Here is a 19,767-nt window from a genome sequence, read left to right as displayed (position 1 = left end):
TCACCCAGGAGGCAGCGGCTGCCTAGATGCCCACTTCTGACTCCTGGATAACCCCGGACTGGTCACACACAACCTCGAGAAGCTCCCGGTGCCAGTGACATGGCATGGCGGCCAGGTTTGCCGTCCTCCTTCCCGGCAATGTGCCAGCGCCATGGGTGGATTCAAGAAGTTCCTTCTCAGAGGCAACATCGTCGAGTTAGCCGTCGCGGTGATCGTCGGAGCCACCTTCAGCGGGCTCGTCCAGGCGCTCGTGGCCGACCTCGTCACACCCCTCATCGGGGCGGTGAGCGGCGGCAGGGAGCCCGACTTCGCGCAGTACTCCTTCACGATCAACGGCAGCGAGTTCAAGTACGGCGACTTCCTCAACCACCTGATCAGCTTCCTGATCATCGCGGCGGTCGTCTACTGGCTGATCGTGACGCCGATGACCAAGCTGATCAACCTCTTCGAGCGCGACAAGGCGGCCACGACCAAGCAGTGCCCCGAGTGCCTCAGCGAGATCCCGATCGAGGCCAGGCGGTGCGCCCACTGCACGGTGGAGCTGGTGCCCGAGGTCTAGAAGCCGCAGGTGTGATCAGCGCAGGATCGTGACGGTCTCGCCGTCGGCGTTCGTGGCCCGGTCGTCTTCCACGGTGACGCCCATGCTCGCGGCGGAGACGCGGTAGTGGCGGCCCGAGGGGGCGCTCCACCACACGGTGGCGGCGATGTCGGGCGCCAGGCGGCTGCAGTCCCAGGTGCCATGCGTGACGCCGGTGCGGGTGGCGGTGGTGCGCCCGCCGGACGTGGCGAGCAGGACCGCCTGGACCGCCCCCCTGCCCGAAGGATCGGTGAGCCTGACGCACATCCACTCTCCGCGCGCGCCCTCGGGAAGCCGAACGGAGCGGAAGGACCACGCGGACGCCTCGCGCACCTCGCTGACCGGACGCGGAAGGGCGCAGCCGAGCCGCCGCCACGCGCCGGCCAGCGGCCCCCGGCCCCGGTAGCCGATCCTGGCCGGGGCCAGCCGCCCGAGATCGACCACCGTGTACGGCAGGCCGGGAGGGACCTCCGGCGCGCGCAGCCTGACCAGCGGCCCACGCCAGCACCCGCCCTCGCGCAACACGGGAACGGGCCCGATCATCCCGTCGTCGATCGCCGCCGGGCGCCAGCCGCCGTCGAACGGCGCCGTGGCGGCCTCGGTGACCCACGGCGGGAGCAGGTAGCGGCTGCCCTTGGCGGTGGTGGTGAGCTTGAGCGGACTTCCGCCGCCCGGCTCGGGAAGCACCTCGAGCGTCGGCCTGCCCCCGGTCTCGACGTAGCGGGCCACCTGCGAGTGCCGTCTGAGCAGCACGACCGTGGTCGCGCCGAACCGCCCCGCGTAGAGCAGCTGCGGATGGCGTGGCCCCCACGCGCGCAGCGCCCTGGCGATCAGCGCGCGGTCGGACAGGAGGTCGCCGCGCGGCGGCCAGGTGCCGAGGTCGAGCTCCGTGGTGGTGCGCCACGCCTCTGGCGCGGCCGTGCTCGGGGTGGCCTGCGGCGAGGCGGCCGAGCTGGGCCGGTCGGCGCCGAGCCAGGGCACCGCGGCGAGCACCGCCACCACGCAGAACACCAGCCCCGCCACCAGCCTGCGCGGCGCCTCGACGTCGAGCCTGCCGTACAGCCTGGCCAGGCAGGGATCGGCGGCGGGCCGGTGCAGCGCGGCGCTGGCGCCGAACCGCTCCTCCATCTCGGCGACCGCCGCCAGGGCGCCCGCCGGGTCGGACACGCCCGCCTCCGTCAACACCTGGGCGATCTCGTCGGCGGGGCGCTCCTCCAGCCGGAGCAGCGCGTACGCCGCCCTGGCGGGGGCGGGCACGGCCTCCAGGGCGCGGGTGAAGTCGACGTCGCCGCTCCTGGTCACGGCGGGCACCGCCTCGACGGTGGCCAGCCGGCCCGACCAGGGGCGCGGCCTGGCCCGCAGGGCCGCGCGCAGCAGCAGGGCGCGCAGCCGCACGGGCTCCTCGTCCTGGTGACGGGAGAGCGTGGCCGCGGCGAGGCGGTGGGCGAGCACCACCCTGCGGTGATCGCCGGTCCACGCCGGCAGCGCCAGGTAGGCGAGCCAGACCAGGTCGCGGTACGGCTTGGCGAGCGCCCGGCTGTCTCGAATCGACCGTCGCACCGGCGTTCCTCACGATTGGTGACTACTCAAGCGCATATCGTAGCCATGGTGTCGCTCGCCCGCCGCCCGCGCGGCAAGATAGGGGGCATGAGCATGGAGCTGATGGTCTGGCGCGAGGACGAACCGATCACCAGGGAGCAGGCCGCGCAGACCTATCGCCTGGCCAAGGGCGCGCCGCCGGGCGACGCGGTGGTCGCGGAGGTGGCCGCGCTGGCGAAGGAACTGCCCGGCCACGCGAAGGTCTTCCCCGAGCACGCGCTGATCGTCATGGAGCCGGACGACCTCGACGAGGTCTCCAACCGCGTCTTCGCGCTGGCCCGCCGCCACGGCCTGGTCTGCTACGACCCGCAGCGTCACCTGGTGCACAACCTGGCCCCGCTCGGGATCAACCCCGAGACCCAGCTCCACACCGGCGACGGCATGTTGGTGACCAACCCCGACCTGGCGCTGGTGCACGACGTGCTCGGCACGCTCTCGCCGCAGAACCCCTTCGCCGTCCTGGTGACCTTCGGCCACCACTTCATCCAGGTCTCGCCGGGCTACGAGCTGGAGTACAAGGAGGGCACGATCCGCAGCACGATGGTGCCCGCCCTCGAAGAGGTCCGCAGGGCCTTCCACGAGTACGCCATCGGCGAGCGCGGCTTCCTCGACCGCTTCGAGTGGAGCGCGCGCTAAGGCCGTCCGGCCTGCATGATCGAGACATGGCGCTCTACCCACCCATCGAGCCGCACCAGTCGGGCATGCTCGACGTCGGCGACGGCAACGAGATCTACTGGGAGGTCTGCGGCAACCCCGCGGGCAAGCCTGTCGTCTTCCTGCACGGCGGCCCGGGTGGCGGGCTCCTCCCCGTCCACCGGCAGCTGTTCGACCCCGCCGCCTACCGCGTCGCCCTGTTCGACCAGCGCAACTGCGGCAGGAGCCGGCCGCACGTGCGAGACCCCGGCGTGTCGCTGGAGCACAACACCACCTGGCACCTCGTCCAGGACATCGAGCTGCTGCGCGAGCACCTCGGCATCGACACCTGGCAGGTCTTCGGCGGGTCGTGGGGCAGCACGCTCGCGCTCGCCTACGCGCAGACCCATCCGGGCAGGGTCACCGAGCTGATCCTGCGCGGCATCTTCACGATGCGGGAGTCCGAGCTGCGCTGGGAGCCCGCCCGTGACCTGCTTCCCGACCACTGGGAGCGTTTCACCGCGGGCGTCGACGGCGATCTGATCGCCGACTACCGCCGCCGCTTCGCCGACCCCGACCCGTCCGTACGGCTGGCCGCCGCCAGGGCGTGGACCCGCTGGGAGATGGCGATCTGCAACCTCATCCCGGACGAGGGCCCGATCGACGACGACTTGGCCCTGACCTTCGCGATGATCGAGAGCCACTACGTGGTGAACCGCGGCTTCCTCGAGGAAGGGCAGCTCATCCGCGACATCCACAAGATCAGGCACATCCCCGCCGTCATCGTGCAGGGCCGCTACGATCTGGCCACCCCCATCGCCACGGCGTGGGACCTGCACCGGGCCTGGCCCGAGGCGGATCTCAGGATCGTGGAGGGCGCGGGGCACTCGGGCGGCGAACCCGCCGTGGCCAGGGAGCTGGTCGCCGCCACCGACCGGTTCAGGTAAGACAGGATCCCATGAGCCTCTATCCACCCATCGAGCCCTACGAGCACGGCCTGCTCGACGTCGGCGACGGCAACGAGATCTACTGGGAGGTCTGCGGCAACCCCGCGGGCAGACCAGCCGTCATGCTGCACGGCGGCCCGGGCAGCGGCTGTTCGGCCAAGCACCGCCGGCAGTGGGACCCCTCGGCGTACCGGATCGTGCTGTTCGACCAGCGCAACTGCGGGCGCAGCAGGCCCCACGCGGGTGATCCGCGGGTGTCGCTGAAGGACAACACCACCTGGCACCTGGTCAGGGACATGGAGCTGCTGCGCGAGCACCTCGGCATCGACACGTGGCAGGTCTTCGGCGGGTCATGGGGCAGCGCGCTCGCGCTCGCCTACGCGCAGACGCATCCGGACAGGGTCACCGAGCTGATCCTGCGCGGCATCTTCACGCTGAGGCCGGCCGAGCTGCGCTGGTTCTACCAGGAGGGCGCCTCGTTCCTCTTCCCCGACCTGTGGGAGTCGTACCTCGCCCCCATCCCGGAGGAGGAGCGCGGCGATCTGATCGCGGCCTTCGCCCGCAGGCTCGACAGCCCCGACGACCAGGTACGGCTGGCCGCCGCCCGCGCCTGGGCGCAGTGGGAGGCGGCGACCATCACGCTCTATCCCGATCCGGAGCACGTGGCCGAGTACGCCGAGGAGCGCAAGGCCGTGTCGTTCGCCAGGATCGAGAACCACTACTTCGTCAACGGCGGGTTCTTCGAGCCCGAGCAGCTCATCCGCGACGTCGACAGGATCAGGCACATCCCCGCCGTCATCGTGCAGGGCCGCTACGACGCCTGCACGCCGATGGCCACCGCGTGGGACCTGCACAAGGCCTGGCCCGAGGCGGAGTTCCACATCGTGCACGACGCGGGGCACGCCTTCACCGAGCCTGGGATCCTCGCCAGGCTGGTGGCAGCCACTGACGCGTTCGCCGTACCAACGGGGTGATGGTGCCGACCAGCAGCAGCGCGAGCAGGGGTGCCATGGTGACGCCGAACAGGTAGCCGATCGCCACGTCGTGCGGGTAGTGGACACCGACGAACACGCGCGAGAACGCCATCAGCGCGGCCAGCGGCAGCACCAGCCAGGCCAGCCGCCGCCACACCAGGGTCAGCGCGCCCGCGGAGGCGGCCGCGATCACGGCATGGTTGCTGGGAAAGGACCAGTCGCCGACCGGCGGGCAGGCCGCGATGGTGGCGACCCCGCCCCTGCACGGCCGTTCCTCCCTGATGAGGAGCTTGACGGCCTCGCTGAGCACATAGGCGCCGACGACCGCGACCGGTCCGGCCAGGGTGAGGGCCAGATCACGGTCGGGCGCGGCCCTGACCCGCCAGAACGCCAGTGCGAAGAGTGCCGCGAAGAGCAGAAGTCCCGCGTCGGTCCCGACCTCCGCGAGGGCGTGCACCCACGCCGGTGTGCTCATCGCGAAGCCGACGATGTCCCCGTACATCTCGTGTCATGTCCAATCGGTGAAAGATCGATGAACATGAACCCTAGGGAAGCGGGCGGTCGGCCGCTTCGGCCATTCGGCCGGTTACCTGACCTTGACGAAAGTCAGGAAAGGGACAGGTGACCGAGCACCTGCCGGTCGAGGTCGATGCGCTTCTGCAGCAGTTCGCCCTCGGTGATCAGCCCTCTGTCGAACGCGTCGAGCGCGGCGTCGCGCTCCGCCACGTAATAGGCCGCCATGATCTCGCCGCGGAGCGGTGTGAAACCGCGCTCGACGCAGTCGCAGAAGACGTTGGCCTTGCCTTCGAGCAGCTCGGGCTCGACGGTGCAGGCCATCTCGTGCGCCTTCATCCTGCGGACGGCGTCGCGCAACGTGACGGGGCCGGAGGAGCCATTGAAACGGGTGTCCAGCGTGATCTTCGTCGTGCTCACCTCCGTGAATCCAAGAAGTACAACCCCTGACGAATCATGAATATTCCCAGGTCACATGGGGTAAGGGCGCAGGGTGATCGGAGAGCACGTCGTCGTCGGATACACGCACGACTCGGGTGGACGTGACGCTCTCGCACTCGGGGCCGCCATCACCGGCGTCACCGGCGGCGAGCTGACCGTGGCCGCGATCCACCCCAAGGGGAGTCCCGGACTCGCCGTCGAGGCGCAGGCCAATCTGGCGCACGCGGCCGACCAGCTGAACGAGGTCCCCGCGGAGTACATCGCCTTCGAGAACCGCGGGACGGGCCGCGGTCTGTCGGTGCTGGCCAGCAGGATCAGGGCCGACCTGATCGTGATCGGGTCGCCTCCCGGAGGGCCGCGCGGCCGCATCGCGATCGGCAGCGCGGCCGACCACCTGCTGCACCTGTCGCCGGAGGCGGTCATGATCACGCCCTCGGGCTACCCGCCGCTCGGCGCGCCGACCCGCCTGACCCTGGCCTACGTGCACCGGCCGCAGGCCGACGAGGCGGTCGAGCGGGTGGCGCAGGCGGCGCTCAGGCTGGGTGTGCCCATGCGGCTCATCACCCTCGACCTGCGCACCGAGGACAGCGGCAAGCTCCGCGACGACCTGGCGCTGGCCGTACGGCTGGCGTGGGAGAGCACCGGCATCGAGGCGGAGGCCGAGACGGCGGAGGGCTACGACGTGACCTCCGCGCTGGCCAGTGTGGAGTGGCCGCCCGGCGAGCTGCTGGTCTGCGCGGCCAGCGAGGACGCCCAGCCGCACCGGGTCTTCCTCGGCGAGGTGGCGATGAAGGTGCTGCGCGCTTCGACCTGCCCCGTCGCCGTGCTCCCCAGGGGCTTCTCCTAAGCTGCGGGGATGCCGCAAAATGCCCGGTTAATCACCTTCGTCGTACTCGGTGGCTTCGCGGGCATCTATGTGGTGGCGGGCTCGCCGCTGGCCCTGGTGGTGTTCGCCGCGCAGGCCGCCTTCGTCGTGCATCGCAGGTGGTGGCTGCCGGTCGTCGTCGCGGTGGCCGCCTACACCTCGGTGCTCACCATGGGCACCTCGGTCGGGATCCTCGGCTTCGCCGCCGGCTCGCTCCTGCTGACCCGGCTGTGGCCGCTGGCGCCCGCGGTCGCGGTCAGCGCCGCGCTGCTCGGCCCCGCCGATCCGACGATCAGCGCGGTACTGATCGCGCTGATCGTCTACGGACTCACCCGGCTGACCGACCGGGTCGGCGAGGTCCACGCCACCAGGCTCGCGCTGGCGATGACCGCGGTCGCCGAGGAGCGGCTGCGCATCGCCGCCGAGCTGAACGAGGGTCTGGGCCGGGCGCTGGCCGTGATCGCCGACAGCGCCAGGGCGGGCCGGCCCGACGTGGACACCGCCAGGCGCGCCCTGGCCGACGCCCGCGCCGCCGCGGCGAGCTTCCGGGCCATGTCGCTGACGCCCGAGATCACCACCGCGAGGGCGATGTTGGCGGCCGAGGGGATCACCGCCGAGGTCAGGGTGGGCCACCACGAGCCGCTGGGGCCCGCGGGCGCGCTGCTGGCCGCCGTGCTGCGCGAGACGGTGACCGAGGTGGTCCGGCGCCGCGCCGCCACCAGCTGCCTGATCGAGACCGCAGGGGAGGAGGGCACGGTACGGCTGCGCGTCTCCCACGACGGCGCCCGCACGGCAGAGGCGCAGGCCATAGGCGACCTGCCGGCCAGGATCGAGGAGGCGGGCGGCACGATCGTCACGTCCATGAGCGCCGAGGGCAGGCTCACGGTCGAGGCCGTGCTCCCCGACACCCGCCCCGCCCCCGAGCGCGACGGCGCCTACGCGCTCTCGCTCACCCTGCTCGCCGCCGTGCTGGCCGGCTTCTCGCTGAAGGGCCTGCTGCTCACCGACCACGTGTGGGTCTCCGTGGCGCTCCTCGCGGTGATCTGCTTCCTCCAGCTCCGCTCGGTCACGGGCCGCCACATGACCTCCCTGGCCGTGATGACGGTGCTCACCTACGCGCCGCTCCCGTTCCTCGGCATGTCGTGGCTGGGCGTGGCCGGGTTCCTGGCGGGGCCGGTCCTGCTCGCCTTTCCGTGGAAGGTGGCGCTGCCGCTGGTGGGAGCGGTGCTGGCGAGCGTCGCCTGGGCTGGAACGCTGCTGGCCCTGCCGGCGCCGGTGACCGTCAACTACACGGTCAGCGCGCTGGTGACCGGCCTGGTCGTCTACGGGCTGGTGCGGCTGGCCCAGGTGGTCAAGGAGCTGGTGGAGTCGCGGCAGGTCCTGGCCCGCTCGGCGGTCGTCGAGGAGCGCCTGCGGGCCGCGCGCGACCTGCACGACCTGCTCGGCCACAACCTCGCGGCGATCCTGCTCACGTGCGAGCTGGCGCGCAGGCTCGATCCCGAGGCGGCGTGGGCGCGGCTCGACGAGGTGCCGGCGATGGTCGAGCGGGCCGAGCGGGACCTGCGGGCGGTCTCCGGCGACGCCCCCTCCCTGTCGCTGGCCGCGGAGGCCGACTCGGCCCGCGCGGTGCTGGAGGCGGCCGGCATCTCCGTCATGCTCGACCTCGGTCACGGGGAGCTCGGCGAGCCGGTCGAGACCGTGCTGAGCACGGTGCTCAGGGAGTCCGTCACCAACGTGCTGCGCCACAGCTCGGCGCGCCACTGCGCGATCACGACCACCCGGGTGGACGGCGTGGCGCGGCTGCGCGTCCGCAACGACGGCGTGAGCTCGGCCGCGGGACGGCCGGGCTCGTCGGGCATCGGCAACCTGACCACCCGCCTGGCCGCGCTGGAGGGCAGGCTGGCGACCGTCCAGCGGCAGGACTGGTTCGAGCTGACCGCCGAGGCTCCGGCCCTGACCTGGACCCGTCAGGCCAGGCCCGCCGCCGGATCCAGCGCGCCGCCAGATCCAGCCCGCTTCTAGATCAACCCGCGTCTGGATCCAGCGCGCATCCGGTTCCGGCGCGGCTCTAGATCCAGCCCGCCTCGCGGGCGATGCGCGCGGCGTCGGTGCGGTTGCGGGCGTTGAGCTTGGCGACGATCGCGGTGAGGTAGTTGCGCACGGTCCCCACGCTCAGGAAGAGCCTGGTGGCGATCTCGGTCGCCTCCGCGCCGTCGGCGGCGAGGCGCAGCACGTCCGCCTCCCTGGGCGTGAGCGGGTTGTCGGCCAGGTCCCACGCCGTGACGGCCAGCGAGGGGTCGAGCACCCGCTCCCCCGCCGCCACCTTGCGGATCGCGGCGGCCAGTTCCTCGGGCGGCACGGTCTTCAGCATGAACCCGTCGACCCGGGCGTCCAGCGCCCGCCGCAGGTGCCCGGGCTTGCCGTAGCCGGTCAGCATGAGCGTGCGGCAGGCCGGCAGCCTGGCGCGCAGCTCCCCGGCGGCGTCCAGTCCGTCGATCGCGCCGGGCATGTCGATGTCGAGCACCGCGACGTCGGGCCGGTGCGCCAGCGCGGCGGCGACGACCTGGTCGCCCGACTCCACGGCGGCGACCACGTCGAGGTCCGCTTCGAGGCCGAGCAGCGCGACCAGGGCGCCTCTGATGACGTGCTGGTCCTCTGCCAGCAGCACGCGAATCACAGGCATATGTCTACCAGTGTCCGGATCATGACGAGGTCATGGTCGACGGGTGATCGCGTCTCTGGTCTGTGCTGCCGCAGGTCAGCAGGCTTGTGGTCATGACAGACGTGGTGCGGTTGGAGTCGGTGAGCAAGATCTACGGCAGGGGCCAGAGCGCGGTGGCGGCCCTTCGCGAGGTGTCGGTGAGCATCCCGCGCGGGAGCTTCACGGCGGTGATGGGCCCGTCCGGTTCGGGCAAGAGCACGTTCCTGCACTGCTCGGCCGGTCTGGACGTGCCCTCCTCCGGCTCCGTGCGACTCGGCGGCACCGAGCTGGCGGGAATGACCGAGAGCGCGCTCACCGAGTTGCGCAGGCGGCGGGTCGGCTTCGTCTTCCAGTCGTTCAACCTGGTGCCGGCGCTGACCGTGCTCGAGAACATCACCCTGCCGCTGCGCCTGGCGGGTGCGAAGGTGGACGGGGCGTGGCTGGCCGAGATCGTCGGCAGGGTCGGCCTCGACGGGCGCACGGGGCACCGTCCCGCCCAGCTGTCTGGCGGGCAGCAGCAGCGCGTGGCGATCGCCAGGGCCCTGGTGACCAGGCCCGAGGTGGTGTTCGGCGACGAGCCGACCGGCGCGCTCGACACCATGACCGCCCGCGACGTGCTGGTCCTGCTGCGCGAGGTCGTCTCCGCGCTCGGACAGACCGTGGTGATGGTCACGCACGACCCGGTGGCCGCCTCCTACGCCGACACCGTGCTGTTCCTGGCCGACGGCCGGATCGTGGACTCGATGGCCGCCCCGACCGCCGAGAAGGTGGCCGAGCGGATGACCAGGCTGGGAGCGTGGAACTGATGATCTCCTTCGCGTTGAGCACGCTGCGCCACCGCAAGGCGGGTTTCGCGGGCGCCTTCGTCGCCCTGCTGTGCGCGGCCGCGCTGGTGACGGCGTGCGGGCTGCTGCTCGAGACCGGGTTGCGCGGCGGGGCCGCGCCCGAGCGTTACGCGGGCGCGCCGGTGATCGTGGCCGGCGACCAGTTCGTCCGCAGGACGGTCCGTGACGACGACGGGGAGGTCAAGACCAAGGCCAAGGCGCTGTCCGAGCGGCGCTGGATCCCCGCCTCCGTCGCCGCCGAGCTGGCGCGGACGCCCGGCGTGGAGCGCGTGGTCCCCGAGGTGACCTTCCCCGTCGGCGCCGCGCTCGGCCACGGCTGGGAGTCGGCCGCGCTCACTCCCTTCACGCTTGCCTCGGGCCGCGCTCCGAAGGCGGACGACGAGGTGGTCGTCGACGCCCGTTACGAGGGGCGCGCCCTCACCGTGGGTTCACGCCGCTACCGGGTCGTCGGCGTCACCGCGCAGGCCCTGCCGAGCCAGGACACGGTCTTCTTCAGCACCCGTGAGGCCAGGCGCCTGGCCGGCCGGCCCGGCCAGGTCAGCGCCATCGGCGTCTTCCCCGCCGTGGACGTCGCCGTCAAGGGCGCGGTCGCCTACACGGGAGACGAGCGCGGCACGGTCGAGTTCCTCGGTGCGGAGCAGGCCCGCGTGATGCTGATCAGTCTGGGCGGCGCCCTCGGCGGCACCTCGCTCCTGGTGGCGATCCTGGTCGTGGTCGGCACCTTCGCGCTCTCCGTCCAGCAACGCCAGCGCGAGCTGGCCCTGCTGCGGGCCGTCGCCGCCACGCCCAGGCAGATCCGCAAGCTGCTGGGCGGCGAGGCGCTGCTGATCAGCCTGGCCGCGGGCGTCCCAGGGTCGCTGGCGGGCATCCTCCTCGGCTTCTGGCTGCGTTCGCGGTTCGTCGCGCTGGGCGCGATGCCGGACAACCTCGGGCTCGTGGTGAGCCCGTTCCCCGTGGTCGCGGCGCTGCTGGCGACCGTGGCCGCGGCCTGGGCCGCAGCCCGCGTCACCGCTCGCCGTACGGCCAGGATCCGGCCCGTCGAAGCGCTCGGCGAGGCCGCCATGGAACGACCGAAGCTGCCGTGGGGACGGCTGCTCGCCGGGGTGCTGGCCCTGGCGGGTGGCGTGGTCCTCACGATCGTGCTGTCGAACCTGAACACCGAGGCCGCGTCCAGCCCCGTCACGATGCTCACCGCGCTGGTGTGGACGATCGCGGTGGCGCTGCTCGGCCCCGCGCTCGCCAGGCTGGTCATGGCCCTGCCGGTGCGCGCTCCTGGAGCCGGCGGCTACCTGGCCGCCGCCAACCTGCGGGCGAACACCGCGCGCATGGCGGCCGTGATCACGCCGCTCAGCCTGATGGTCGCGATGACGTGCACCATCCTGTTCGTCCAGACCACCATGGGCCAGGCGGCGGCGGACCAGGCCGCCACGGGCATCAGGGCCGACCACGTGCTCGGCCCGGGCGCGCCCGCCGCCGTCCGCACGGTCCCCGGCGTCCGCGCCACGACCGACGTGCTGCGCACTTCGGTCAGGATCGACCTGGAGAGGTACGCCGCGCAGGCCGTCACACCCGAGGGCCTCGACCAGACCATGGATCTGGGCGTGCGCGCGGGCTCCCTGCAGGGCTTCGGCGAGCGGTCGGTCGCGGTCAGCTCGACGGCGGCCGAGCGCCTGGGCGTCACGGTCGGCTCCGCCCTCACACTCACGCTCGGCGACGGCACCCCCGCCTCGCTCAGGGTGGCCGCCGTCTACGCCCGCGGCCTGGCCTTCGGCGACCTCACCCTGCACCACGCGCTCGTGGCCGGGCATGTGGACGACCCGCGCGGCACCCTGCTGGTCGCCGGCGGCGACCGCGCCGCGCTGGAGCGGGCGGCCGGCGGAGCCCCCGTCGAGTACCCGGCCGAGATCACAATGTCGAACGCGGCGGTCAACTACGTGGCGATGGGACTGATCGTCGCCTTCTGCGCGATCGCGGTGGTCAACACCCTGGCCATGTCGACGGCCGGCCGGGCTCGTGAGCTGACCCTCCTGCGCCTGGTCGGCACCACCAGACGCCAGGTGCTGCGGATGCTGCGCGTGGAGACGGCGACCGCCGTGCTGGTCGCGGTGGCGCTCGGGACCGGCGTCTCGCTGGTCACGCTCTCCGCCTTCAGCAGGGGGATGACCGGCTCGGCGCTGCCGTCGGTGCCGCCCCTCACCTATCTCGTGGTGGTCGCGGTGGCGGCCGCCCTCGCGCTGGCCGCCACCGCGCTGCCCGCCAGGCTCGTCCTCAGGCGGCGCCCTGACGGGGCGATCGGAGCCCGCGAGTGATGGCCCTGCCGTAAATCTCCAGATAGCGGTCGGCCATGACCGAGGGCGAGAAGCGCAGCTCGGCCTCGCGGCGGCACTCCGCCGGATCGATCTCCTCCACCCGCAGGAGCAGCTCGGCCAGCTGCTCCTCGGTGTCGGCCAGCCAGCCGGTGCGGCCGTGGTCGATGAGCTCGGGAAGGCAGCCGCGGCGCAGGCCGATGGGCGGTACGCCGAGCGCCATGGCCTCGACCACGGCGGTGCCGCCCGGCTCGGCCCACTGGATGGGGAAGAGGGCGGCCCGCGCGGAGGCGTACAGCGCGTCCCTGGAGGGGCCGCCGACGCCGCCGATCCAGCGGACCAGGTCGCCGTCGAGGTAGGGGGCGAGCTTGTCGTGGAAGTAGCGCACGTCGGGGTGGCCGTGCAGCGGATGGTCGGGATCCTGCAGCACCGCCTCGAGTTCGGCGGGGGTGTCCAGGCCGCTGACCGGGCCCGCGAGCACGAGGGGAAGCCCGAGCTTCTGGCAGACCCTGGCGGCCAGGTGTTGTCCCTTCAGTCCGCAGATCCTGCCCATGACCACGACGTGCTCGCCGCGCTCGCCCGCGGGCGGCTGACCGGCCAGCGGCGTGGCCAGGTGGACGTGGCCGAGGGCGGCCGCCTGCAACGCCGAGGGGGCGCGCGCCAGCTGCGAGGCGGACACGCCGTTGACGGAGACGCCGGGCGGGAAGGCGCCGTAGAAGGCCTGGTGTTTGCGCAGGTCCCAGTGGAGCGTGTGCAGGACGGGCGGGCCGCCGAAGGCCGACAGCACGGCGGGTCCGACGACCTCCAGATGGTCGTGGACGAGGTCGATGTCGTCCCGGGCGCGCAGCTCCTCGAGGACCCGCGCCTGATGCGCGTGCGCCAGGCCCATGACCTGGTTGTACGGCTTCTGCAGATGCCCGAACTGACCGTCGGGGAAGGCCGAGACCAGCTCGTCGACCTCGATCGAACTGTCGCCCACCGAGGCGAGCACGACCTGGACGCCACGCGCGCGCAGCGCGGGGACCAGCGTGGCCACCACGTTCTCGATGCCACCGTAACCATCGGGCGGGACCGGAAGCCACGGTCCCGCGTTCATGAGGATCTTCATGCCACGTCCTCCTCCACGACGGCTCTCAGGGACGCGAGCGGCGGCCGCTCGGCGACGGACACGTCGGTGAACGTGTCGGGGTTGAACTGGCGCAGCCCGGTGGTGGGCGGCTCGGAGGCGACGATCCGGCCCTGGCGTTCCAGGCGCGACCAGGCGGTGAGCATGATCTGTCCCGACATCCTGCCGAGGGCAGCGGTGCTCTGATGGGAGTGCTCGCGGGTGCCGAGGTCCACCTGGGCCATGGCGTCCAGGCCGACCAGCTCCAGCAGGTCGACCAGGAGGCCGAGCTCGACGCCGTACTCGGTGACGTACGGCACGCGTTCGAGCACCGAGCGCCGGCCCGCGTACTCACCCGCGAGCGGTTGCACGAACCCGGCCAGCTCGGGCCAGAACAGGTTGAGCAACGGCCTGGCGACCAGTTCCGTGACCCGGCCGCCCTCTCCACGTTTCCCGCGCAGCGGCCGCTCGTAGGCGCCCTTCACGAACTGGATGCGCGGGTCGGTGAGCAGCGGCCCGAGCAGGCCGGAAACGAAATGGGCCCCGAAGTTGCGCAGATCGGAGTCGATATAGACGACCAGGTCGCCGTGGCTGGCGGCCAGGCCTTTCCACAGCGCCTCGCCCTTGCCCGACAGTGGTGGAAGTTCAGGTAGCACGTCGTCCTGGCGGACGACGCGGGCTCCTGCCTCGGCGGCTCGCGCGGCCGTGGCATCGGTGGAACGCGAGTCGACGACCAGGATCTCGTCGACCAACTCCGGCAGGTCCCTGCGGATCGTCGAGACGATCGCGCCCACCGTGCGCTCCTCGTCGCGCGCCGGCAGCACCACACTGACCGTGGTCGTGCCCTTGGCCAGGCGGAGTGCGTCAAGCGGCCAGTCGGCGGCGGTACTGGTATTCGTTTCCATGCAGTCTGCCCCGATCTGATGAAGTACACCGGGATGGCAGCTCTGCCCTGGTTATAGCGATTCGAACATCATTGTTTGCTCGACCGCAGATGAGGCATATGCCGAACCGTGACCCCATACACCCGTATCGGCATCATCGGCGCTGGAAACGTCGCCGCGCGCCACGCTGACGTCCTCTCCAGCTTCTCCGACGTGACGATTGCTGGAATCGCCGACACAGATTCCCACAAGGCCGAGGCTCTGGCCTCCCGGCATGGCTCCCCCGCCTACGGCGACCATGCCGACCTGCTGACTGCCGGCGGACTAGATGCGATTTATGTGTGCGTGCCTCCCTTTGCGCACGGTACGCCAGAGCTTGACGCCCTGGAGTGCGATCTACCGATATTTGTTGAAAAACCACTCGCCCTGGACCTCGCCACGGCCGAGAAGATAGCGGCGGAGATCAGGCGCAGGGGGCTCCCCTCGGCGGTCGGGCACCACTGGCGCTACCTCGACATCCTCGACCAGGCACGCGACCTGCTGGCCGACCGGCCGGTACGGCTGGCGATGGGCTACTGGCTGGACAAGATCCCACCTGTCCCCTGGTGGGCCAATCCCGAAATGTCGGGCGGCCAGGTGCTCGAGCAGGCCGTCCACGTGCTCGACCTGGCCAGGGTCCTGGTGGGCGAGGTGACGATGGCGCACACCGTTCCCGCCGCCGAGTCGGACGGGGAGATCGCCAGGGCGACCGCGGCCGTGCTGCGGTTCGAGAACGGCGCGGCGGGCCTGCTCGCGGCCACCTGCATGCTGCCGGGCAAGAACAGGGTCGGGCTGGAGGTGTGCGCCGAGGGAATCTCGCTGGATCTGAGCGAAACGCGGCTCCTGGCCGACGGGTCGAGCATCATGGAGGATCCTGGCAACGCCAAGACACGCGTGGACAGGGAGTTCGTCAACGCCGTGCAGGGCAGGGCGAGTGACGTGCGCGTGCCGTACGAGGAGGCGCTGCGCACCCACCGGCTGGCCCACGCGGTCGCGCGCTCGGCAGTGGAGGGAGGCCCGGTATGGATGACATCCGCACCTTGAGCATCGAGGCGCCCGGCGAGATCGCCTTCATCGAGGAGAAGAGCGGCACGCTCGAGCCGGGAACGTTCAGGGTCGAGACCGTCTACAGCGGCATCTCCGCGGGCACCGAGCTCACCTACGTGAAGGGCACCAACCCCTACCTGCACGCCACCTGGGACTCCGCGCTCGGCCTGTTCACCGAAGGCGTGCCCTCGATCGAGTACCCGGTGCGCGGCCTCGGCTACATGCAGGTCGGCATGGTCACCGAGACCAGGACCGCCGCCGTGCGCGAGGGGGAGCTGCTGGCGATGGCCTACGGTCACCGCACGGGCTACGTCGCCGACCCGCTCAAGGATCGCTTCGTCGAGCTGCCCGACGACCTCGATCCGCTGCTCGGCATCTACGTCGCGCATATGGGCCCGATCTGCGCCAACGGCCTGCTGCACGCCGCCGCGGACCTGCACGGGCCCGCCGTCCACGGGCTGGGCGACGGGGTCCGCGGCCGGCGCGTGGCCGTCACCGGCGCGGGCGTGGTCGGCCTGCTGACCGCCTGCTTCGCCATCAGGCACGGCGCGGCCGAGGTCGTCGTCGTCGACGAGACCGCCGATCGGCTCCGCATCGCCGAGGCGCTCGGGGCGCGGACCGTCCACGAGAACCCCGCCGTCACGCTCAAGGAGCGCTGGCGCCACGCGCCCGGAGATCGCGGCGCGGACGTGGTGTTCCAGTGCAGGGGGCAGGCCCGCTACCTCGCGATGGCGCTGAAGCTGCTCAGGCCGCAGGGGACGGTGATCGACCTGGCCTTCTACCCCAGCGGCGCCGACGAGGTGCGCCTGGGCGAGGAGTTCCACCACAACGGGCTCTCGGTCAGGTGCGCCCAGATCGGCAGGGTGCCGCGCGGGCTCGCCCACGCCTGGGACAGGGAACGGCTCTCGTACGAGACGATCGAGCTGCTCCGGGGCCGCCAGGACCTACGCCGGCACCTGGTCACCGATCTCGTGGGTTTCGACGAGGCTCCGGCGCTCCTCACCGACCTCGCGCAGGGACGCAGGCACGCCGTCCAGGCCGTGCTGGCACAGGAGGTCGAGGACTAGCGCCGCCGACCAGCTGAAGTCGCGGCAGCCGTGGCCCTCCAGGGTGAAGGGGTCGAAGTACTCCCTGAAGCCCGAGGTGGTGACCGCCCTGATCATGCCGTCGGCCAGCAGCTCGGCCAGGTCGGCCCGGCGGTGCCGCAGGCCCTGCCAGACCAGCCAGGTCAGGTTGATCCAGCTGGGTCCGCGCCAGTAGCGGGCGGGGTCGAACTCGGGGGTGCCGGGGGCGAAGCTGGGCAGCAGCCCCCGCTTGATCTCGAAGCGGTCGAGCGCGGTGCCGATCAGCGCGTTGACGATCTCGCGGGGCAGGTCGGGGAGGATCAGCGGCACGAGGCCCGCCGCGCTGCTGGAGCGCAGCAGGATGCCGCTGCCGGCGTCGCGGCTGTGGAAGAGGCCGTCGTCGTAGAGGTGCTCGACCATCGCGGCGGTGATCCTGGCCGCCTCCGCGTGGTGCGGGGCGGGGTCGAGGCCGCAGGCCGCGGCGATCTTCGCGAGGGCCGACTCCGCGGCGCCGTACGCGGCGTTGAACAGCGGGTCCTCCACCGCGAACGCGCCCGCCTCGCGGTAGCCGGTGTCGCGGTAGGCGCGGGCGAGGGCGGTGTAGCGCTCGTAGTCGCGGTCGGTGGGCCGCTCGTCGGGGCTGACGTGGGTGAGGTCACGGCGCACCACGCCCATCGGGCCCGCGACGACCGCCGCGAGGGGGATGTCCCACGCGGGGCTGTTGTCCATGCCGGACTCCCACGGGTGCACGATCGACATCAGGCCCTCGGGGGACTGCCTCGCCGTACGGAGGAAGTGCTGCTGGGCGACCAGGCGCGGGTAGATGCGGCGCAGGAAGGCGGGGTCGGGATCGGCCAGGTGCACCTGCCAGGCGGCGAGGGCGTGCACGGGCGGCTGCACGATGCCCGAGGTCGAGGTGCCCGAGGGGGCGCGCGCCTCCCAGAACTCGGGTCCTGGGAAGTAGGCGCCCTCGGGGACAGCGGGGTTGAAGACGATGTGGGGCACCCTGCCGTCCCGCCACTGGGCGCCGAACAGCGACAGGAGCTCGACCCTGGCCCTGCGCGGCGACCACCGCGCGTTGCCGATCGCGATGAAGGCGGAGTCCCAGCTCCACTGATGGGGGTAGAGCCGCCTGGACGGGACTGTGTAGCTCCCGTCCCAGTTGGCGACCAGGACGCGCACGGCGTCACGTGCGATCATATGAACTTCCTGACGAAGGCCGCCGTCTGCGGCAGGACGATCTCGGGTTCACCGCGCAGCCGGCACTCGAGCGCGAGGTAGCCGTCGTAACCGATCGCGTCCAGGGTGGCCAGCTGGGCCGCCCAGTCGAGGTGCCCCGTCCCCGGCTGGTTGCGGTTGGACTCGCTGATCTGCATGTGGGCGAGGTACGGCCCGGCCTCCACCAGCGAGCGGCAGGGGTCGTCCTCCTCGATGTTCATGTGGTACGTGTCGCCGACGACCTTGATGGAGTCCATCGCGCAGTACGACGCCGCCTCGGCGAGGGTGTTGACCATGTGGTTCTCGTAGCGGTTGAGCGGCTCCAGCATGATCTTCACGCCGTTGCGCTGCGCGTGCTCGCCCAGCGTGCCGAGCGCCTCCGCGAGCACCTCACGGTCGGCGTCGGGGCCGCGCGGCGGCTCGAACGGCGGCAGCCTGCGCGAGAACTGGCCCCACGAGGCAGGCGTCATCACGCCGATGCCGCCCAGCTCGGCGATCACCGTGAGCTGGGAGCGCAGCTGCTGAATGGCGTCCTTGCGCTTGGCCGGGTCGAAGTCACCGATGAAGTGCGGCATGTCCACGCACACCGTCGGCATCACCACGCCGTCGGCCAGCGCGCGCTTGAGCTCGGTCAGCCTGGTGGCGAACTGGAAGTCGCCCTTGCCCCGCAGCTCGATCGCATCGAATCCGGCCTCGACCGCGAACGTGAACTTCTCCTGCAGCGTCCGCCCTGGCAGCAGCTGCTCCTGTACGGCGAGCTTCATCCTGTTGTTTCCTCAAGGCTCCGGTCGAAGGCGAAGACGAGTTGCAGTACGTCCGCGGGGTGGCGATCGAGCAGGTCGAACGCCTCGGCCGCCGACTCGACGGGCATGACGTGGCTGATCAGCCGGTCGACGTCGACCTCGCCCCGGTAGACGAGCTCCATGAACGTGCGCTGCAGCCGCTCGACGTCCCACCGGTGCGACATCCAGGAGGCGACGCCACCGATCTGCGAGGAGACCAGCTGCACCTGGTTGTGGTGGAACTCCTCGCCCAGCCGCAGCCCGATGCCCTCGCCCTGGTAGAAACCGGCCGCGACGACCCTGCCGCCCTTGCGGACGGTCCTGATCGCCTCGTGCAGGCCGTGGTGGCTGCCGCTGAGCTCGATCGCGGTGTCGGCGCCCTCGATGCGCTTGCGGACGAACTCGGCCACCGAGCCCGCGGCCACGTCGACCGCCTCGACCGCGCCGAAGCGCTTGGCCAGCTCGAGACGGGCGGGCAGGGCGTCGGCGGCGACCACCCTGGCGCCGTTGAGCACGGCGAGCCTGGTGGCGAGCAGCCCGATCACGCCCTGGCCGAAGATCGCCACCTGGTCGCCGAGGTGGATGTCGGCGGCGTGGACGGCGTTGAGCGCGATCGCGCCGACCCTGGCGAAGACGCCCACCAGCGGGTCGACACCCGGCGGGATCATGTGGCCCACCAGCTTCTCCGCGGGCACGATCGCCTCGTCGCGGTGGCCCCAGATGCCCCACACCAGCGACCCGACGGGCGGGTCGGCGACGTCGGGAGCGGCCTCGACGACCTCGCCGACCTCCTGGTAGCCCCAGCCGCTCAGCGGATAGGAGTGGCTCTGACCCTCGACGAACAGCCGTCGCTCGGTGTCCCACTTGCGGTTGAGGTAGGGGTTGGTGCCCCGGTAGGCGGTCAGTTCCGTGCCCGCCGACACGCCGGAGTAGAGGGTGCGGACCCGCACCGTGCCGGGCGCCAAGTCACCGGGCGCCTCAGCGCGCACGCGCACGCGACCCGGCTCTTCGATAGTGATGACGTGCATTCCCCACACTTACGCTTTTTGATCAAACAAAAGGTAGCGATTTAGCGCATGTTGGCATGCGATAGTTGCGCCCGTAACACACTTAAGTCTACGACTTTAGCTGCGCATTGCGTAAACCAAATGAAGCGATGTTCCGGAAAGCGACCTTTCCCATGATCCGCGATCCCCTTCTGACCAGGCAGATCGCCGCTTCAGGGTT

At 71.5% G+C, this 19,767-nt stretch carries 18 protein-coding genes and 1 pseudogene; 10 read left to right on the top strand and 9 right to left on the bottom strand.

The window, feature by feature from the left end:
- Positions 1-151 precede the first annotated feature (151 nt).
- Positions 152-559, top strand: a complete 408-nt coding sequence (mscL, locus tag H4W81_RS44195) for a large conductance mechanosensitive channel protein MscL (protein WP_192780247.1) — start codon at positions 152-154, stop codon at positions 557-559.
- Between the two features lie 15 nt (positions 560-574).
- On the opposite strand, the gene H4W81_RS44190 is transcribed toward mscL, so the two are convergent.
- Positions 575-2,137 carry a hypothetical protein gene (locus H4W81_RS44190; RefSeq protein WP_192780246.1) on the bottom strand — a complete coding sequence of 521 codons (1,563 nt, stop codon included), beginning with the start codon at positions 2,135-2,137 and terminating at the stop codon, positions 575-577.
- 87 nt (positions 2,138-2,224) lie between these two features.
- On the opposite strand from H4W81_RS44190, the gene H4W81_RS44185 reads away from it, so the two are divergent.
- Genes H4W81_RS44185 through pip (H4W81_RS44175) form a run of 3 tightly spaced genes read left to right on the top strand, consistent with a single transcriptional unit; the run spans position 2,225 to position 4,730 of the window.
- Positions 2,225-2,812, top strand: coding sequence for a hypothetical protein (locus H4W81_RS44185; RefSeq protein WP_192780245.1), 588 nt, complete (start codon positions 2,225-2,227; stop codon positions 2,810-2,812).
- 26 nt (positions 2,813-2,838) lie between these two features.
- Entirely contained in the window at positions 2,839-3,756 is a 918-nt protein-coding gene (gene pip, locus H4W81_RS44180) for a prolyl aminopeptidase (protein ID WP_192780244.1), read from the top strand.
- Between the two features lie 11 nt (positions 3,757-3,767).
- Complete coding sequence (gene pip, locus H4W81_RS44175; RefSeq protein WP_192780243.1) at positions 3,768-4,730, top strand: prolyl aminopeptidase; 963 nt, start codon at positions 3,768-3,770, stop codon at positions 4,728-4,730.
- Here the strand turns inward: pip (H4W81_RS44175) and H4W81_RS44170 are convergent.
- Positions 4,663-5,232: a phosphatase PAP2 family protein gene (locus tag H4W81_RS44170; RefSeq protein WP_192780242.1), complete on the bottom strand. Its 570-nt coding sequence runs from the start codon at positions 5,230-5,232 to the stop codon at positions 4,663-4,665. The genes pip (H4W81_RS44175) and H4W81_RS44170 overlap by 68 nt on opposite strands.
- A gap of 104 nt (positions 5,233-5,336) precedes the next feature.
- Positions 5,337-5,663 carry a hypothetical protein gene (locus H4W81_RS44165; RefSeq protein WP_192780241.1) on the bottom strand — a complete coding sequence of 109 codons (327 nt, stop codon included), beginning with the start codon at positions 5,661-5,663 and terminating at the stop codon, positions 5,337-5,339.
- A 73-nt stretch (positions 5,664-5,736) separates the two neighbouring features.
- On the opposite strand from H4W81_RS44165, the gene H4W81_RS49685 reads away from it, so the two are divergent.
- Together H4W81_RS49685 and H4W81_RS44155 are read left to right on the top strand one after the other, a co-directional pair.
- Entirely contained in the window at positions 5,737-6,531 is a 795-nt protein-coding gene (locus H4W81_RS49685) for a universal stress protein (protein ID WP_192780240.1), read from the top strand.
- 9 nt (positions 6,532-6,540) lie between these two features.
- The gene (locus tag H4W81_RS44155; protein WP_192780239.1) at positions 6,541-8,571 is read left to right on the top strand and encodes a sensor histidine kinase; all 2,031 of its coding nucleotides are present in this window, start codon (positions 6,541-6,543) and stop codon (positions 8,569-8,571) included.
- Between the two features lie 46 nt (positions 8,572-8,617).
- On the opposite strand, the gene H4W81_RS44150 is transcribed toward H4W81_RS44155, so the two are convergent.
- The gene (locus H4W81_RS44150) at positions 8,618-9,226 is read right to left on the bottom strand and encodes a response regulator transcription factor (RefSeq protein WP_192781413.1); all 609 of its coding nucleotides are present in this window, start codon (positions 9,224-9,226) and stop codon (positions 8,618-8,620) included.
- 98 nt (positions 9,227-9,324) lie between these two features.
- Between H4W81_RS44150 and H4W81_RS44145 the strand changes: the two genes are divergently transcribed.
- Complete coding sequence (locus H4W81_RS44145) at positions 9,325-10,056, top strand: ABC transporter ATP-binding protein (RefSeq protein WP_192780238.1); 732 nt, start codon at positions 9,325-9,327, stop codon at positions 10,054-10,056.
- Positions 10,056-12,404, top strand: a complete 2,349-nt coding sequence (locus H4W81_RS44140) for an ABC transporter permease (protein ID WP_192781412.1) — start codon at positions 10,056-10,058, stop codon at positions 12,402-12,404. The genes H4W81_RS44145 and H4W81_RS44140 overlap by 1 nt, the downstream gene beginning before the upstream one ends.
- Here the strand turns inward: H4W81_RS44140 and H4W81_RS44135 are convergent.
- Positions 12,364-13,509: a glycosyltransferase gene (locus tag H4W81_RS44135; RefSeq protein WP_192780237.1), complete on the bottom strand. Its 1,146-nt coding sequence runs from the start codon at positions 13,507-13,509 to the stop codon at positions 12,364-12,366. The two genes, H4W81_RS44140 and H4W81_RS44135, sit on opposite strands and share 41 nt — an antisense overlap.
- A complete protein-coding gene (locus H4W81_RS44130) occupies positions 13,506-14,411 on the bottom strand; it encodes a glucosyl-3-phosphoglycerate synthase (protein WP_192780236.1) in 906 nt (301 codons plus the stop codon). The genes H4W81_RS44135 and H4W81_RS44130 overlap by 4 nt, the downstream gene beginning before the upstream one ends.
- Before the next feature lie 108 nt (positions 14,412-14,519).
- On the opposite strand from H4W81_RS44130, the gene H4W81_RS49680 reads away from it, so the two are divergent.
- Entirely contained in the window at positions 14,520-15,473 is a 954-nt protein-coding gene (locus tag H4W81_RS49680) for a Gfo/Idh/MocA family protein (RefSeq protein WP_318782454.1), read from the top strand.
- The gene (locus H4W81_RS44120; RefSeq protein WP_192780235.1) at positions 15,452-16,543 is read left to right on the top strand and encodes a zinc-dependent alcohol dehydrogenase; all 1,092 of its coding nucleotides are present in this window, start codon (positions 15,452-15,454) and stop codon (positions 16,541-16,543) included. Before H4W81_RS49680 ends, H4W81_RS44120 begins: the two co-directional genes overlap by 22 nt.
- 18 nt (positions 16,544-16,561) lie before the next feature.
- On the opposite strand, the pseudogene H4W81_RS49675 reads toward H4W81_RS44120, so the two are convergent.
- From H4W81_RS49675 to H4W81_RS44110, 3 genes and pseudogenes are all read right to left on the bottom strand, one after another.
- Positions 16,562-17,740 (bottom strand): annotated as a pseudogene (locus H4W81_RS49675) (MGH1-like glycoside hydrolase domain-containing protein); the annotation flags it as partial.
- Positions 17,737-18,522, bottom strand: a complete 786-nt coding sequence (locus H4W81_RS44115) for a sugar phosphate isomerase/epimerase family protein (protein WP_192780234.1) — start codon at positions 18,520-18,522, stop codon at positions 17,737-17,739. The gene H4W81_RS44115 and the pseudogene H4W81_RS49675, both read right to left, overlap by 4 nt.
- On the bottom strand, positions 18,519-19,568 hold the full coding sequence (locus H4W81_RS44110; RefSeq protein WP_192780233.1) for a zinc-binding dehydrogenase: 1,050 nt from the start codon (positions 19,566-19,568) through the stop codon (positions 18,519-18,521). Before H4W81_RS44110 ends, H4W81_RS44115 begins: the two co-directional genes overlap by 4 nt.
- Positions 19,569-19,767 lie beyond the last annotated feature (199 nt).

The sequence above is a fragment of the Nonomuraea africana genome, assembly GCF_014873535.1.
Taxonomy (GTDB): domain Bacteria; phylum Actinomycetota; class Actinomycetes; order Streptosporangiales; family Streptosporangiaceae; genus Nonomuraea; species Nonomuraea africana.
The sequence above is the reverse complement of the archived record's forward strand: the minus strand, read 5'-3'. Positions and strand labels throughout refer to the sequence as shown.

What these genes read in the sequence shown, in the direction of transcription:
- mscL (WP_192780247.1), top strand. Translation starts at nt 152, where the DNA reads ATGGGTGGATTCAAGAAGTTCCTTCTCAGAGGCAACATCGTCGAGTTA.
- H4W81_RS44185 (WP_192780245.1), top strand. Translation starts at nt 2,225, where the DNA reads ATGAGCATGGAGCTGATGGTCTGGCGCGAGGACGAACCGATCACCAGG.
- pip (WP_192780244.1), top strand. Translation starts at nt 2,839, where the DNA reads ATGGCGCTCTACCCACCCATCGAGCCGCACCAGTCGGGCATGCTCGAC.
- pip (WP_192780243.1), top strand. Translation starts at nt 3,768, where the DNA reads ATGAGCCTCTATCCACCCATCGAGCCCTACGAGCACGGCCTGCTCGAC.
- H4W81_RS44170 (WP_192780242.1), bottom strand. Translation starts at nt 5,232, where the DNA reads ATGTACGGGGACATCGTCGGCTTCGCGATGAGCACACCGGCGTGGGTG.
- H4W81_RS44155 (WP_192780239.1), top strand. Translation starts at nt 6,541, where the DNA reads ATGCCGCAAAATGCCCGGTTAATCACCTTCGTCGTACTCGGTGGCTTC.
- H4W81_RS44145 (WP_192780238.1), top strand. Translation starts at nt 9,325, where the DNA reads ATGACAGACGTGGTGCGGTTGGAGTCGGTGAGCAAGATCTACGGCAGG.
- H4W81_RS44140 (WP_192781412.1), top strand. Translation starts at nt 10,056, where the DNA reads ATGATCTCCTTCGCGTTGAGCACGCTGCGCCACCGCAAGGCGGGTTTC.
- H4W81_RS44135 (WP_192780237.1), bottom strand. Translation starts at nt 13,509, where the DNA reads ATGAAGATCCTCATGAACGCGGGACCGTGGCTTCCGGTCCCGCCCGAT.
- H4W81_RS44130 (WP_192780236.1), bottom strand. Translation starts at nt 14,411, where the DNA reads ATGGAAACGAATACCAGTACCGCCGCCGACTGGCCGCTTGACGCACTC.
- H4W81_RS44120 (WP_192780235.1), top strand. Translation starts at nt 15,452, where the DNA reads ATGGATGACATCCGCACCTTGAGCATCGAGGCGCCCGGCGAGATCGCC.
- H4W81_RS44115 (WP_192780234.1), bottom strand. Translation starts at nt 18,522, where the DNA reads ATGAAGCTCGCCGTACAGGAGCAGCTGCTGCCAGGGCGGACGCTGCAG.
- H4W81_RS44110 (WP_192780233.1), bottom strand. Translation starts at nt 19,568, where the DNA reads ATGCACGTCATCACTATCGAAGAGCCGGGTCGCGTGCGCGTGCGCGCT.